Source organism: Halomarina oriensis (assembly GCF_009791395.1).
In the GTDB taxonomy this organism is placed as follows: Archaea; Halobacteriota; Halobacteria; order Halobacteriales; family Haloarculaceae; genus Halomarina; species Halomarina oriensis.
Genome location: NZ_WSZK01000015.1, coordinates 1 through 13112 on the forward strand (window position 1 = coordinate 1; position 13112 = coordinate 13112).

Here is a 13112-nt window from a genome sequence, read left to right on the forward strand (position 1 = left end):
GCCCACTCGGGGCGAATCATACAGCTACGACTGACAGTAACGAACTTATACCTTTCCCCCGAACCGCTTCGACCGACACAGACACCGTAGATTTCAGCCGATTCACTGACTCACTCGGCGAGATAGTGTTCACGGACCGAGACACCACGGGCCGCCTCGCCGGGGCGTCACTGGAGCGGGCCGACGGACTGCTGGTCGAGGACCCCACCATCGAGGAGGTCGACGTGCTCGCGGCGAACCGTCCGTCGCCCACGGCCGCCGGTCACCGGTGGTCTACCCGCTCCGTGAGCCCTATGCGTCACGCACGCCCACCGACAGTATGGACCTCCCACCGGTCGGGCTCGGGACGATGGCTGTCGACGATTCCGCCGTCGTCGAGACGGCTCTCGACGTCGGCTACCGCCACCTCGACACCGCACGCATCTACGACAACGAGGCCGTCGTCGGGGCCGGACTGGCCGCGAGCGACGTCTCCCGCGAGTCGGTGACGGTCGCCACGAAACTGTGGGTCGACGACCTCGCCGCCACGGACGTCCGCGCCGCGACCGAGGAGAGCGCCGCCCGACTCGGCGTCGACACCGTCGACCTGCTGTACGTCCACCGACCGCGTGGCCCGTACGAACCGACCGAGACCCTGCCGGCGCTCGACACACTCGTCGACGACGGGCTGGTCGACCACGTCGGCGCCTCGAACTTCACCGTGGACCAGCTCCGGACGGCCCGCGACCACCTCGACGCGCCGCTCGCGGCCCATCAGGTCGAGCGCCACCCGCTGTTCGTCCGTGACGACCTGCTCGCGGACGCCCGCGAACACGGCTACCCGCTGGTCGCGTACTCGCCGCTGGCCGGCGGGCAGGTCCGGGACCTGCCCGAACTCCAGGCCGTCGCCGACCGTCACGACACGACGCCCGAAGCCGTCGCTATCGCGTGGCTGACGGGAACGACGGGCGTGGTCACGGTCCCGAAAGCGTCCTCGCGTGCCCACCTCGAAGCGAACCTCGCGGCCGCGACGCTCGAACTGGACGACGACGACCGGGCCAGCGTCGAGTCGGTCGAGACCGAGCGGGAACTGTTCCCCGAGTGAACTACAGGCCGGCGAAGAGAGACGGCGGGTGCCTCTGACAGTACCCCGTTTGCCGCCGTCCTGACGGAGAGCTGTCAACCATATAGCCTTGCCACCTAACATGAACGGGTCGGAGACGGCCCGAGAGAACCTCGAGGCCGAGACCCGGCGGCGACTCCTCGGTCGGAGGGGCGACGAGGCGACGCCGTGGCTCGAAAGGTGACGTCCGAAGTGAGTTGGCTGGGGAGGTACGCCCCGTTTCGGTGTCGGATACCGAGCGAGTGGTATCCGGATGGGTCGACACGGTTCTCCGCTTCTCGGTAAACAGTGTGCAGTGCGTCTCGTTAGTTCGGACTGTAGTCGCTGGGTTCATTCTCTCAGATACCTCCGCCGCTGCTCCATCTTCTCACGCTTCGTACGCCGGTCGTAGTGTCGATCCAGCACCGTCGCGGATACGTCCATGCGGTCGCTCACAATCTCGGTCGGCACGTCGTCGAGCAGGTGGGCCGTAATGGCCCCCGAGCGTATCTCGTGCGGCGACCGTGACGAGGGGCACTTGCTGGACGAATCGTAGCTCGTCGCCTCGCACTCGCCGACGTCGCGGTCGTGCGGACACCCCTCGCCGTACTTGCAGGGGCGCGTCACGCCGTAGATGGTCTGCCGGATAGTCGTCGAGTGAACGCGACCCTCTCGTGTCGTCAGCAGCGGCTCACGCCCGTGTTTGTCCTCGCGGTCGATTCGCGGGCCGTTGATGTGGTCCTCGACCACCCGCGAGACGTGTGGCGCGAGAGCGACCCAGCGCTCCCCACGTTCCTGGTTCTTCAGCGGTGTATCCGTCTCCGGTCGGTGCTTCAGTTCCAGCGAGTCGTCCTCCAGGTCGATGTCCTCGAGGTCGAGTGACCGAATCGCGCCGGTTCGCATCCCCGTCCGCCACAGCAGAAGCATCACCACGTGCTGGCGGCTCGCGTACTGGTAGCGGTCGAGATACTCGATCGCGGCCTCTGCCCGTGCTGGGTCGATAGTCGTCTCCCTGGCCTGTTCTGCACCGGAAACCGTGGGGAGCAGAATCTTTGACCGTAAGCCCTCTGGCACGGCATCGATGGATGCGCAGAAGCCCATGAACACCCGGAGTGTGGAGAGTTGCCCCTGTAGCGTCACAGGCTTCAGTCCGTCCTCCTCGCTCCGAAAGACGCGATAGGCGTGCAGGTCGCGCCCGGTCAGGACGTTGAGGTTCGTGATGTCCTCGCGCTGGCACCAGTCGATGAACCGCTCCAGCCGGTAGTGGTGTGTCTGGAGCGTCTGGTCGCTCACTTCGCTCGCTCGCTGGCTAAGGTAGAGGTCCAGCGCCGCCTCCGGCGCGATGGGGTCGAGTTCGTCACCCATCGAGCATCGCCTCCTTCGCGGACTGCACGCGCTGGAACGCTTCACGGTCGCCCCCGGCGTCCGGATGCGTCTCTTTCGCCAGGTCGCGGGCAGCGCTTCGTACCGTCGCATCGTCAGCGTCTCGAGGAACGTCGAGTATCTGGTGCGGCGGAATGTCGGTCCCCACGTCGACGTCACCCGCCGGGAGCCGAGCGGCAGCGAAGTCCGCGCCGCCGGTCACCACCGGGCGCTGTCCACGCATCCGCGTCTCGTGGACCCACAGGTAGACGGTGCGAACGTTGTCGCGGAGACTGCTGTAACGATCACAGGCGACGGCGAACTGCTCGCCGTCCTTCGACCAGCGGAGTACGAATCCGGGGTCGTCCGGGTTTGCCGAGTACTTCGGCAGCCCGTTCGCCTTCGTGTGCGCGCCGCCCGAGCCGGTCGAGGCACGCCACTCATCGGGGTCGAGGCGGTCTATCTCGATCGTGAGTTCCTCGGTCGTCTGACCGAGTGAGACACGAAAGCTCGATCGTCGCTTTCGGTCCCGTAGAGGGGTTCGCTCCAACTCCGGCGGCCAGTCGAGGCTCACCGTTCGCTCCGTGCGCAGTTGCGACAGGTCGCGTGGCCCGTCTGGGCGTCGTGACCGACGGCCTTCGCCTCGCACGAGTGGCACGGGGTTGCGTCGTCGGGTTTTAGAGTAGGCGATGCCTCTTGCCGTGCGCGGGGTTCCAGCCCCGCGAAGGTGTCCGCTTGCATATTGGCAGTGGAACCACCCGCAGGGGCGTGCCAGCGCCCCTGTATGTCCTACAACGCTCGTTGTGTGCCTACTGTGTCTCGTGCTCCGGGGGTTCCAGTAGCTACAATGTATGACCTATACAAATATGTATTGGACATTCTAGAGTGCATATATCGTACAACTAACGAGCCTATGTTTCAAATTCGCATTTAGATGAGGCACTCTGCCGCCTGGATGTCGATTTGGGATGACCGAATTCTTGAATATCTCCAAGAAAACGGTCCATCTCCAGTCGGCGAGATCGCGGAGAACGAGTACATCCACGTCTCTCAGCCCACGGTCTCTCGACGATGCCAAAGACTGGCCGAGCATGGGTTCACCGCTAGGGTTGGGAATGGGGTGTACGTAATCACCGAGCGTGGCAAGTCGTACTTGGCTGGTGAACTCAACGCGGCGGAAAATCAGCCAGACCAGATACCAAAGATGGACAGCGAGCCGGCGACTGAAGGGAAAGAGTCGGGAACTAATGGCACCTGAGCAGATTCGTTACCCTCACTGGGGGGGTATCGGAAATCGACTTATCGCCAGCGTTAGAGTGTGTTAGTTCATCTAAAGCAGATTTCCTCACAATCAGAATTATCGGAACGGACACTCTAGCGGTTATGAGGTCAACCCACTGTCTGTCGAATATGCGAAAGTCGGCGACGTGGATGGTGTTGTTGGACGAGCGAATCCTCGAGTACTTAGCAGAAGAACCCTGGTCATCACCGCGTATGATGGTGTCGCGGAGACCATTCCAAGGACTACAGGTGTCGATAGGTCGGTTGCGTGAGAGGCTAAGAGCGTTGGCTGAGGCAGAATTGATTTCCCACTTATGGGGTGAAGTATTTGAGATATCTAGGAAGGGACTACGGTACTTAGATGAAGATCTCAACGCTAATTTGGTACCACTCAATCGACCATCGAAATATCAGGTTTGATAGGTGCAAACACAGATGTCTGTTCATTTGCCATCCAAATTAGAATATTCCAGCAGTTGTGACAAGGGAACGGCTCCATCAAAGACGTTATAATTGAGAGTCACATAGAACCAGCCAGCCTAAACAATGAACCGAATAGAACAGGTTTCAGAGAGCGCACTTGAGCAGCCGCTCCCCGAAAACCTGGAAGGCTGCAGAATCATTGTTCGGACCAAAGACAAAGAGTACACGAGAGAGCTCTCATAGAAACAACCTACATCTCGAATTCTAAAATTTTGACGTCCAGTAGCTGCGATATAGTTGTTAAATAATCGTCTGCGTCTGCACATAACAGAGGGAGACTCTTTTCACGTGCGAGTAGTACAGAATCGTGAACAGTTTCTTGTCTCGATATTGCCTCAGAGAGTTCTGCGGTCTCGTAGTCAGCATTCTTTAACTGGTTTAGTTGGTGAAGATGCCTTGCTTCTGTGCTGATGCCACCGATTGCGGCTGATTGAGATGCGATGATAGCGGAAATAGGAACATGGAACGTGATCCATGGCACTCCCCTTTGGTTGATTCGCAGTTTGGGGACCAAGTGCAGAATACACTCTTCAGATAAATACCGCCCATCCGGTCCTTCTTCGATATGCTTCCCCAGTTCTACAGCAGCAGTCGGTGTAATAACAAGGTCATTAGGAACACCGTGATCATACCTCAATGAATCACCATCAGGAAATGCAATAATCTCCTTGTCATCCAACCACCGATTAATGTATGCACTCGCACTCTCGGGGGCATCTGTTTTCTCCCGTGGCATCTTTTGCTGGATTTGTTGCTCAACTTCTTCATTTATTGCCCCCCTCAAATCTGTCTCGGAAGAAAGTATATCACCAATTTTAGGGAGGATTTCGTTTTTGATAGCATCATCTAAATCAGGGGTATTTGTAACATCTGCAATATCTCGAATGTTCATAGAGGCAATTCCAGCAAATTCGCCCAACTTACGAAGGCGATCATCACCGCTCACAATACCAGCGCTCTCGCGTTCACAGGCCTCATCGAGAATAAGCATATCAGCAATATCAGCCTCGTCAACCGGACCTGCATTCTTGCCAATCTTTCCATCAATTTCTAGTTGAATTAGACCAATTTCGGCTAGCTTACGGAAGACATCAATGTTGTCGATACCCTTTTTTTGTACAGTAGTGCTTGGTCCTCCTCGATCCTTATGCTTGTTAATCTCGTACAATGAAATCCAAGGTATAACAATATTTGAGTAAAAGAAGGTATCATTTGTGAAGACCGACTTCAAGACGCACGAACCGCGTTCATCTATAATTTCATGATACAGGGCATTGGTATCCCAAATCCACTCATCAGTACTCTTATCCGACGCTTTTGAGGTGTTGAACTCGGGGTCAGAGGCTATCTCAAGTCTTTCTCTTACAACTTCAATGATCGACTCGGCAATATGTGGGTATCCGTTGATATTGGGATAGGATGTGATTATCCCATCTGAAACAGATGCAATTCGTACTGTTACGTTACCGAACGAGAATGCGATGGAGTTGGTATTAGGGAAATAATAAGGTTGCAAAAGAACATCGTCTTCATCGTCGGATTCACTCTGGATGTAAAAATCGGTGTCTTCAACTATTTGTTTGATGTCGGCATATTCTACGGATAGGCCATCCTCGCTGTCGGTTCTTATCAAGTGTTTGTTAATGTGAATACCCGTATCTTTCAAATCCACAACTCTTGAGGGAATTCCCCTCACGATTGGCCCATGGATGTCCTCTGTTTCAAAATGGTGAAGTATATTTGTATCAAAATATCGCCTATTCTTCACCATGTCCGCAATTGCTTTGGAGTCCATATTGTTGATCGGCCGGTGAGTGGTGAAGTATGCCTCATCGGGCTCGGAGATGTCACCAGTATACGTTTTTAAATCAAGAATCCGATTATAGTCGCCAGCATAACTGGCTTCAAAATACTCGGGGGGGACCAGCCCTTCTGGGATATTAATTCTATTAAAGTGGTCATACTCATTGTCAGCCAAATTTCTGAATATTTGCCAGCCGATCACTAAATCCGCGTTTTTCAAGGATGATTCTACGAATTCCAGTACCTCATCGACGAAATCAGAAAAGTCCCCGGAGTCGTATATATTATAGCCATCGTCAGATTGGAATTTCTCTAACCGTTGATTCAGGCCATCTATCCATATTGAAGAATCTCGCTCCAATGCAATCAATAAAGGATGTGACTCAGTTAGCGAATCTAGTTCCTCTATATCCTGCAATGGAAATGCATAGGTGAGTTCATCGGTCTCGTTCTCCATTACGATTTCTGCTAAATCCCCAATCTCGAGTGAAGAGTTGCTCAGTATGCACTTGTCGGCAAAAATTGAGTATGGATTAGAATAGCTTGGTATAATATTTGACTCGTACAAATCAATATCGCCCAATATTGCGGGAAGATATCGACTGCGAATTGTTCCGGCATAAGACGGTGAACACCCAACAACATCCGCAATTTCTGATGGAGGAGCCTCGTTGTGGGTCGAGGCGTAATCAACTATTGACTGTTGGATGTCTGTTAGATTATCCATTCAGATATCTTACTCTCACTAGGGAAAACATGGCTATTATACTTTCCAAATGACATTGGCCTCTTCATTCAATTGGGACCCAGTGAATTGAATATAAGCATTCGCACTCGACAAGTCGGCGTGACCCATCGTCTGACGAATATACTGTGGCGTTGCGCCTCGAGCAGCGATGAGTGTTCCGTAGGTATGCCGGAGGACGTGCGGCGTCACTTTCTTGCGTAATTCGGTGTCAGCGGCGACAGCCTTCACACGCTTCGTAATGGCCTGTCGTGAGACGCCAATCTTCTCGTGGCGTTTGAAGTAGTCGCGAAGTGTGCGGAGTGCAGCAGGCTCTCGAACCGGAATCGTTCTCACTGCGTGAGCAGTCTTTGGTGTCCATCCCGACTGCTCGGGTGGAACCCGAATCTGTTCGTTCTGCCAGTCAACCCACTCCTCGGTCATATGGGCGAACTCGTTCGCTCTTAGGCCAGTGTAGGCAAGCGTCCGGCAGGTCATCTCGTGGCGAAGGCTGTGGCGTTCGGCAGCGGTCAACAGCTCGTCCAACTCGGTCTCTTCAAGCGGCTCGCGTTTCCACGCCATGTCGCGGTGTAAACCGTAGTTGACCTAGAATCTTTGGGGTACATAAGCGAGCGAGCGCCTGCTTCGGCGAGGTTTACAGTCCTACAACTCTGTAAACCAGCAGCCGACCAGCGAAACTACTCGTCCCGGTCTTCTAATCTCGTTACCCGTTTCACCAGTCCTGGCGTCGCTCGTGACCCATAGAGTGCGCGGTCGTGGTCCTCGACTTGTTCTAACCGCTGCGCAACGTCGCGAAGTTCGTACGCCGCATAGCCGAGGATAGCAGCGGCCGCGGGTTGTGCGAGCGTGAACAGCGCGTCGAGAAAGACGCTCACGTGTCGCTCACCTCGCTCGCCAGCTCGAGGAGTGGTCGGACCAACCACAACCCTCCCACGATGACCACTAGCACCAGGATACGCCCCGGAGAGGCGAACAGCGAGCGGAGCGTGCCCTCCAGCGCGCCGACGTCCTCTCCGGGCTGGTAGATGAACGGGTCGGTCGCCTCGTCGATCGACGGCCCTAGGACGTCCGCGCTGTCCTCCGAGCCGTTGAGCCGACCGTCGTAGTCGACGATCGTGTCGTAGACATCGCGCGTCGGCCCGAACAGAAACCGGTTCCCAGCACCGTCCGCCTCCGGGTCGTGGCCTTCTGGCGCGAGGTCGGCGAACCCACCACCCGGCCGGTCGTCGAACTGCCGGCCGATCGATTCGTCGACGTCGCCCGCGAGGTGGTCGCCAGTGCCGGCCACGAGGTCGTAGCCGGCTCGTAGCCAGCTCCCCATCTCAGTTCCCCACGAGCGCGGCGACAGCCACAAGTGCGGACGCCAAGACAGCCAGGACGGCCATCCCACCGGATGGGTCCGACCCATCGCCGGGGGTCACACTCTCGCGGACGTCGTCCCAGTCGTTCATCGTATCATCGCCGCCGGGGTTCGTCGATTCGGTGGGTCCGCTCCCAGGGACGAAGACACCGCCGTCGCCGTCCTCGACGCCGACGAACCCGTCGGGCCACTCCATGTACTCGCTTCCCTCCTCGGGTGCGTTCGTGCTATCGCCGTCCCAGTTCCTCGGGTCTCTGCGTGGGTCGTAGTTGCTCATGTCGTCTGTGTCAGTCCCGGTGTCGGTCGGGAGGCCGTAGTCGTCCGCTCGCTGCTCGCGTCTGTGCTGCTGGTCGGTGCGTCCCCACGTCTCGACACGACCGTCGCGGTCGGTGTCGACCGGCGACAGACCGCGCTCGACGCGGCGCTCGTTGAGGTCCTTCTCGAAGCTGCTCATCGGAACACCGCCAAGTTGGGACTCGTGCTGTTCACCGCGACGTACAGCGACTGGTCGGTCGGATTGAGCGCCATGTCGTAGATGTACTCGCCGGTACTGGCCTGCGTCTGCCACTCCTGGGTGAGCGACTGGCCGTCGAACCGATAGGCCGTGATGTACGGTGGCGTGTACTCTTCGCCGACGTAGAGACACTGCTCGCCGAACACCATCGGTGTGATTCCCGTCACGTTCGGGACCGTCACGGCCCCGTAGCTGACGGGATTCGCGGGATCGGCGAAATCCACCACACCGACCTGCGTGTCGGCGTCGTTGACGGCGACGCGCGTCCCTCGGGCGGTGAAGTTGCTCCCGCCGTACTGCGGCGGGCAAGCAATCCGACTCACCTCGCTCATCGCGGTCGGGTCCGAAACGTCGTACGCTACCAGTTCACCGGGGTCGGTGTTGCCCGGCGTCATCACCAGCAGGTCGTTCGATGTGATGGCCGCACCGTCCGGATACGAGTTGTTCAACCCAGTGAGCGAACCAATCTGGGTGGGCGAGGATGGGTCCGAGACGTCGAAGGCGTACAGTGCCGACGTGGTTCCGATGAACCAGTAGGGCTTCTGCGGGTGGGGATGCCCGACCGAATACTCGTCGTCGAGTCCCGACGAGTAGGAGTTGATGACCGCCGGAGCGGCCATATCGGAGACGTCGATAGCTTCAATGTTGCCCCCGCCACCGAGCAGGACACCGCCGCCGGCCCAATGCGTCCCGCCGGTGTACCCCGACAGGAAGCCGAGGTTCGTCGGAGCGGTCGGATCAGAGACGTCCCACGTCGAGTACCCACCGCTACTGTTCCCGACGACCGCGTAGTTGCCGTAGACGGCCACCGACTTCGGGTCGGGGAGATTCGTCGCGTCGGTGACCGTCGCCACCTCTCGCGGGCTAATCGCTCCCTCTCGCGGGTGCGTGTTCGTCGGCGGGTGGGTGACGGATGTCGAACCACCATCGCCGCCGCCACCGTCGCCGCTCGACGACGTCGGACCGGACCAGTCACTCATGGCTCACCACCGCCGAGAGTGCCGCCCCTGTGCCGCTGGGGTCACGGAACTCGATGCGCTCGAGCTCCCACTGGTCGAACGACCCGGTCCCGCCGTTGAGCGGGACGTCCCACTCGGTCCCACCAGTTCCGACGCAGTGCATCACGACATCACCACAGTCGGTGACGACGATTTCGCGGATGTCGCCGCTCGGGTCGACCGAGTAGGGGTAGGCGCTGCCGTCCTCCTCGACACCGACTGCCTCGTTGATCGTCGCGCGGTTGACGTTGACAGAGACGTCCGTATCCGTCCGAATCGTCTGCTGGAACTGCCTGCTTCCCATCTCAGGCACCTCCGAACAGGGCGCTCACCGCTCTGTTGAGACCGCCGTCGTGGTCGACCGTCGCGGTCATGCTGAAGTCGTAGCTGTTCGTCCCATCGCGGTTCTCCACCTCAACACCGATGCTCTCACCGCCCGCAACTGGTTCGGAGAGTGCGAACTCGTAGACGTCGTTGTCGCCGTCGATGTACTGCTTGCCCTGATAGACGACGAGCGGCCGGCGCGACTGCGATTCGGTCACAAACGGACGCACGCGAAGGTCCAACTCCGCACCGAGATAGATGCGGACGGTGACGCGCTCGACGGTGGCGTCACGACTAACCTCCTCGGTGAGTTCGACAGTCTCGCCCGGTTCGACGGTCTCGGCGAAGCGAACGCTGTAGCGGCCGTTGCTGCCGTCAAAAATCGACATGGGGGTTACGCCTCGCTGTAGTACAGCCGGGCGTTGCTGTTCGCCGGGTCGACTTCGACCCCGTCGCTCTCCGGAGCGGCGAGGATACGCAGCTCGAGGTGTCGACCGGGCTTGGCGAACGGTTCGAGTGCGGGATGCATCGGGCGCTCGGTGCGCTCGGAGGCCTCGGCGTCTGCGAGTTCGCCGAGATCGTCGATGGTCGTCGACGCCAGCACCCGACGCTGGTCGGAGTCGGTGATGGCCGCGACGAGTTCGCCCTCAATCGCGTCGCCGGCCGTCCCCGAACCGTTGCCAGACGCCACTAGAGCCGCGTAGATGTGTGCGACGTTCCCGGTAGTCCGATTCATGTTGCCGTGGCCGTGCCACAGAACCTTGTCCTGCTTCACCTGCTCGGCGTACACGGTCACCTCGTTGCCCGATTTGAGCGTGGTCTGTTCGAAGTCGCCGGCCTTGATGACGCGCTTCGTCCCCGCCTGGGCGAGCTGTGGATCGAATCGCATCAGACGCCCTCCGGGCCGTCGCCGGCCTGTGCAGGGTTGCCGTTCGGAAGGTACTGTCCAGCCGTGTCGAGTGCGCTATTACCGATGTTCGCGCCCACAGCGCTCGTCGCGTGGAAGACGACGAAGCCGAGGATGATCGCGAAGACGGTCATCAGCCCAGAGAGACTGGCGAGGTCGACCGTGCCGAGTCCGTAGGGCATCTGCGCGGTGGTTGCTTTGTCCAGGTTTGCCATAGTTCGTGTGCGACTCTCGCTCTGGCCCGTTTCGTAAAAACTCGAAGTGTAGTGGGACACCACCGGCTCGCCCTCACCTTCTAGTCCCCCACCACTAGTGTTGTATTTAAGTCTAGACAGTACCGCGACAGAACTATGGCACTTATCGGACTGGCCGGGGTGACGGTCGTGGCGATTCTGGCGCGGCTCCTTGCCGACGGCGCAAAGGCGAAATTCACCGTCAGAGCGTGGGCAGTGTACGTTATCGTCTCCTCGGGACTCCCCGCAGGGAGTGTCGTGGGCGATACGATTGCGAGTGTGGGGGGACTCCTCTGATGGCGGGAGCGAGTCTCTCGCGGGAACATCCGAGCGACCAGCAGTGCGAGCACTGCACGCTCTGGTTCAGTAAGACGGGCATCCACAACCACGAAGCGCACTGCCCGGTATCGGAGCTCCCAGACGGTGTGACGGTCGTTCGGGAGGATGGCCTCGCGGTCGAAGACGAGCGTGACGACCGAGCCCCCGACACTTCCGAGGAAGTGGCTGACACGGACGATGCTAGTCCCATCCCACTAGCCCCCGACACTCCGAACGAAGAGGGGGCTGTGGTCCTCCCCGACGGTGGGAGCGTCGAGGACGTCCCCAACTTCGACGACCTCCAGGAGAACGCGGACGAGGATGACGGCGAGCAGGACGAGGCAACGTGCCCGCACTGTGGCTCTGGGTTCGGGATGACCCCGGAGGAGGCGGCCGAGCACCTGGCGGGCGAGACTGGCACCTGTGGTGACTGTGGCGGGGAGGTGCAGGCGTGATCGACGCCGAGGCGATGACCGACGTGGCGGAGTCCGTTCGGGAGCACCTGGACGACCTCGCCGACCGGAATGACCTCACGGACGGCGAGAAGGTGGTCGTCGCGGACGCACTCGCCGAGCGTGCCCGGGAGGACTACCAGCGATGAGCGAGAGCGAGAGCTTCGACGCCACCGCGCTGGCAGCTGAAGCGACGAGCGATCCCGTTGAGGACCTCGCGGCCGAGCACGGGGAGGCGGCCGCGCCGTCGAGCCCCCCCGACGTCCCGAACGTGTTCGCCCGCCTGTTCGACGGGACGGCACAGGGACCGAGCATGGGCGAACTCCGGCAACAGTACGACCTCCCGCGGGGACTGACGATGGCCCTCCGCGGAACGCTTCGCGTCGCGGACACGGGCGGTATTCCACCGCTGTTCGACATCATCGGTGGAACGGCGCTCACGCTCCGGTCGCGGGCGACGGCCGGGTCGTCGAGCACGTCGAGCGACGGCGATCGTCCCAGCGGGGTGCCCGGCCGTGAGTGACCCCAACCGCCGGGGCGTGTGGACCGACCGAACGCACGTGTTCATCAGCGGCATCACCGGCTCTGCCTCGGACATGGGTGGGAAGACCAGTACGGCCAACTGGTGGCTCTGTGAACCGGGGAAGGCGTTCGACCTCCGCGTGTTCTTCAACGCCAAAGGCAGTAGTGCGGTCCGTGGCGAGCGCGTGAGCACCGTGCAAGACCTCGCACAGAAGATGCGCGAGGGCGTGCGCCACTTCGATTTCGTGCCGGCGACCGCGGACTGGGAAGCTCATCACGACCGCCTCGCACAGTTCGTCGCCGAGCTCCCCCGCAGCATGTCGAAACTCGTCGTCCACGACGAGGCACCGGAACTCGGCGACTCCCTCCTTCGGTTCGTCCGGATCTACGGCCAGGAGGACGGGGTGAACTGCAAGAGTCTCGTCATCGCCCAGTCGCCCACGGACATCAAAGAGAAGTCCGTCATCAAGCAGTGTCCGGCGAAACTCTGGGTCGGGCCGACGAGCGAGGACTACCGTCACTGGTTCCGCGCCAACGGCATGAGCAACCACTACGAGACGATTGCCGAGGCACGTGCCCCGTACCACCTCTTCTTGATGGAAGGCACCCGCGACGAGGACTTGACGTTGTACGCGCCCGTGCCGGAGGCGTACGCGTAGTATGCGGTTCTTATGAGTTGAGCCCTCACTGGCATTCCAACCCCCTAAAGCTAACTGGGCAGATGCCAGA

At 59.8% G+C, this 13112-nt stretch carries 19 protein-coding genes; 7 read left to right on the forward strand and 12 right to left on the reverse strand.

Annotated features, from left to right (window positions below):
* Positions 1-319 precede the first annotated feature (319 nt).
* Entirely contained in the window at positions 320-1084 is a 765-nt protein-coding gene (locus GQS65_RS06525) for an aldo/keto reductase (RefSeq protein WP_158203867.1), read from the forward strand.
* A gap of 348 nt (positions 1085-1432) precedes the next feature.
* On the opposite strand, the gene GQS65_RS06530 is transcribed toward GQS65_RS06525, so the two are convergent.
* Both GQS65_RS06530 and GQS65_RS06535 read right to left on the reverse strand, forming a co-directional pair.
* Positions 1433-2446 carry a site-specific integrase gene (locus tag GQS65_RS06530; protein ID WP_158203868.1) on the reverse strand — a complete coding sequence of 338 codons (1014 nt, stop codon included), beginning with the start codon at positions 2444-2446 and terminating at the stop codon, positions 1433-1435.
* Positions 2439-3017, reverse strand: coding sequence for a DnaJ domain-containing protein (locus GQS65_RS06535; protein WP_368279902.1), 579 nt, complete (start codon positions 3015-3017; stop codon positions 2439-2441). The genes GQS65_RS06530 and GQS65_RS06535 overlap by 8 nt, the downstream gene beginning before the upstream one ends.
* Positions 3018-3377: 360 nt before the next feature.
* On the opposite strand from GQS65_RS06535, the gene GQS65_RS06540 reads away from it, so the two are divergent.
* Positions 3378-3701 carry an Lrp/AsnC family transcriptional regulator gene (locus tag GQS65_RS06540; RefSeq protein WP_158203869.1) on the forward strand — a complete coding sequence of 108 codons (324 nt, stop codon included), beginning with the start codon at positions 3378-3380 and terminating at the stop codon, positions 3699-3701.
* Between the two features lie 696 nt (positions 3702-4397).
* On the opposite strand, the gene GQS65_RS06545 is transcribed toward GQS65_RS06540, so the two are convergent.
* The 10 genes from GQS65_RS06545 to GQS65_RS06590 form a co-directional block, all read right to left on the reverse strand.
* A complete protein-coding gene (locus GQS65_RS06545; protein ID WP_158203870.1) occupies positions 4398-6737 on the reverse strand; it encodes a hypothetical protein in 2340 nt (779 codons plus the stop codon).
* Between the two features lie 36 nt (positions 6738-6773).
* On the reverse strand, positions 6774-7316 hold the full coding sequence (locus GQS65_RS06550; RefSeq protein WP_158203871.1) for a tyrosine-type recombinase/integrase: 543 nt from the start codon (positions 7314-7316) through the stop codon (positions 6774-6776).
* Between the two features lie 116 nt (positions 7317-7432).
* Positions 7433-7630, reverse strand: coding sequence for a hypothetical protein (locus GQS65_RS06555; RefSeq protein ID WP_158203872.1), 198 nt, complete (start codon positions 7628-7630; stop codon positions 7433-7435).
* On the reverse strand, positions 7627-8076 hold the full coding sequence (locus GQS65_RS06560) for a hypothetical protein (protein WP_158203873.1): 450 nt from the start codon (positions 8074-8076) through the stop codon (positions 7627-7629). The genes GQS65_RS06555 and GQS65_RS06560 overlap by 4 nt, the downstream gene beginning before the upstream one ends.
* A 1-nt stretch (position 8077) precedes the next feature.
* The gene (locus GQS65_RS06565; protein ID WP_158203874.1) at positions 8078-8569 is read right to left on the reverse strand and encodes a hypothetical protein; all 492 of its coding nucleotides are present in this window, start codon (positions 8567-8569) and stop codon (positions 8078-8080) included.
* A complete protein-coding gene (locus GQS65_RS06570; RefSeq protein WP_158203875.1) occupies positions 8566-9609 on the reverse strand; it encodes an LVIVD repeat-containing protein in 1044 nt (347 codons plus the stop codon). Before GQS65_RS06570 ends, GQS65_RS06565 begins: the two co-directional genes overlap by 4 nt.
* A complete protein-coding gene (locus GQS65_RS06575) occupies positions 9602-9931 on the reverse strand; it encodes a hypothetical protein (protein WP_158203876.1) in 330 nt (109 codons plus the stop codon). Before GQS65_RS06575 ends, GQS65_RS06570 begins: the two co-directional genes overlap by 8 nt.
* Before the next feature lies 1 nt (position 9932).
* Entirely contained in the window at positions 9933-10340 is a 408-nt protein-coding gene (locus GQS65_RS06580; RefSeq protein ID WP_158203877.1) for a hypothetical protein, read from the reverse strand.
* Between the two features lie 5 nt (positions 10341-10345).
* Positions 10346-10840: a hypothetical protein gene (locus tag GQS65_RS06585; protein WP_158203878.1), complete on the reverse strand. Its 495-nt coding sequence runs from the start codon at positions 10838-10840 to the stop codon at positions 10346-10348.
* Positions 10840-11073 (reverse strand): hypothetical protein, encoded by a 234-nt coding sequence (locus GQS65_RS06590; RefSeq protein ID WP_158203879.1) that lies wholly within the window; start codon positions 11071-11073, stop codon positions 10840-10842. Before GQS65_RS06590 ends, GQS65_RS06585 begins: the two co-directional genes overlap by 1 nt.
* Positions 11074-11208: 135 nt before the next feature.
* On the opposite strand from GQS65_RS06590, the gene GQS65_RS06595 reads away from it, so the two are divergent.
* Genes GQS65_RS06595 through GQS65_RS06615 form a run of 5 tightly spaced genes read left to right on the forward strand, consistent with a single transcriptional unit; the run spans position 11209 to position 13042 of the window.
* Positions 11209-11388, forward strand: a complete 180-nt coding sequence (locus GQS65_RS06595) for a hypothetical protein (protein WP_158203880.1) — start codon at positions 11209-11211, stop codon at positions 11386-11388.
* A complete protein-coding gene (locus tag GQS65_RS06600; RefSeq protein WP_158203881.1) occupies positions 11388-11864 on the forward strand; it encodes a hypothetical protein in 477 nt (158 codons plus the stop codon). Before GQS65_RS06595 ends, GQS65_RS06600 begins: the two co-directional genes overlap by 1 nt.
* Positions 11861-12010, forward strand: a complete 150-nt coding sequence (locus tag GQS65_RS06605) for a hypothetical protein (RefSeq protein ID WP_158203882.1) — start codon at positions 11861-11863, stop codon at positions 12008-12010. Before GQS65_RS06600 ends, GQS65_RS06605 begins: the two co-directional genes overlap by 4 nt.
* Positions 12007-12384 (forward strand): hypothetical protein, encoded by a 378-nt coding sequence (locus tag GQS65_RS06610; protein WP_158203883.1) that lies wholly within the window; start codon positions 12007-12009, stop codon positions 12382-12384. Before GQS65_RS06605 ends, GQS65_RS06610 begins: the two co-directional genes overlap by 4 nt.
* Positions 12377-13042: a hypothetical protein gene (locus GQS65_RS06615; protein WP_158203884.1), complete on the forward strand. Its 666-nt coding sequence runs from the start codon at positions 12377-12379 to the stop codon at positions 13040-13042. Before GQS65_RS06610 ends, GQS65_RS06615 begins: the two co-directional genes overlap by 8 nt.
* Positions 13043-13112 lie beyond the last annotated feature (70 nt).

Coding starts and splice junctions, on each gene's coding strand:
- GQS65_RS06525 (WP_158203867.1), top strand. CDS start 320: ATGGACCTCCCACCGGTCGGGCTCGGGACGATGGCTGTCGACGATTCC.
- GQS65_RS06530 (WP_158203868.1), bottom strand. CDS start 2,446: ATGGGTGACGAACTCGACCCCATCGCGCCGGAGGCGGCGCTGGACCTC.
- GQS65_RS06540 (WP_158203869.1), top strand. CDS start 3,378: ATGAGGCACTCTGCCGCCTGGATGTCGATTTGGGATGACCGAATTCTT.
- GQS65_RS06545 (WP_158203870.1), bottom strand. CDS start 6,737: ATGGATAATCTAACAGACATCCAACAGTCAATAGTTGATTACGCCTCG.
- GQS65_RS06550 (WP_158203871.1), bottom strand. CDS start 7,316: ATGGCGTGGAAACGCGAGCCGCTTGAAGAGACCGAGTTGGACGAGCTG.
- GQS65_RS06560 (WP_158203873.1), bottom strand. CDS start 8,076: ATGGGGAGCTGGCTACGAGCCGGCTACGACCTCGTGGCCGGCACTGGC.
- GQS65_RS06565 (WP_158203874.1), bottom strand. CDS start 8,569: ATGAGCAGCTTCGAGAAGGACCTCAACGAGCGCCGCGTCGAGCGCGGT.
- GQS65_RS06570 (WP_158203875.1), bottom strand. CDS start 9,609: ATGAGTGACTGGTCCGGTCCGACGTCGTCGAGCGGCGACGGTGGCGGC.
- GQS65_RS06575 (WP_158203876.1), bottom strand. CDS start 9,931: ATGGGAAGCAGGCAGTTCCAGCAGACGATTCGGACGGATACGGACGTC.
- GQS65_RS06580 (WP_158203877.1), bottom strand. CDS start 10,340: ATGTCGATTTTTGACGGCAGCAACGGCCGCTACAGCGTTCGCTTCGCC.
- GQS65_RS06585 (WP_158203878.1), bottom strand. CDS start 10,840: ATGCGATTCGATCCACAGCTCGCCCAGGCGGGGACGAAGCGCGTCATC.
- GQS65_RS06590 (WP_158203879.1), bottom strand. CDS start 11,073: ATGGCAAACCTGGACAAAGCAACCACCGCGCAGATGCCCTACGGACTC.
- GQS65_RS06595 (WP_158203880.1), top strand. CDS start 11,209: ATGGCACTTATCGGACTGGCCGGGGTGACGGTCGTGGCGATTCTGGCG.
- GQS65_RS06600 (WP_158203881.1), top strand. CDS start 11,388: ATGGCGGGAGCGAGTCTCTCGCGGGAACATCCGAGCGACCAGCAGTGC.
- GQS65_RS06610 (WP_158203883.1), top strand. CDS start 12,007: ATGAGCGAGAGCGAGAGCTTCGACGCCACCGCGCTGGCAGCTGAAGCG.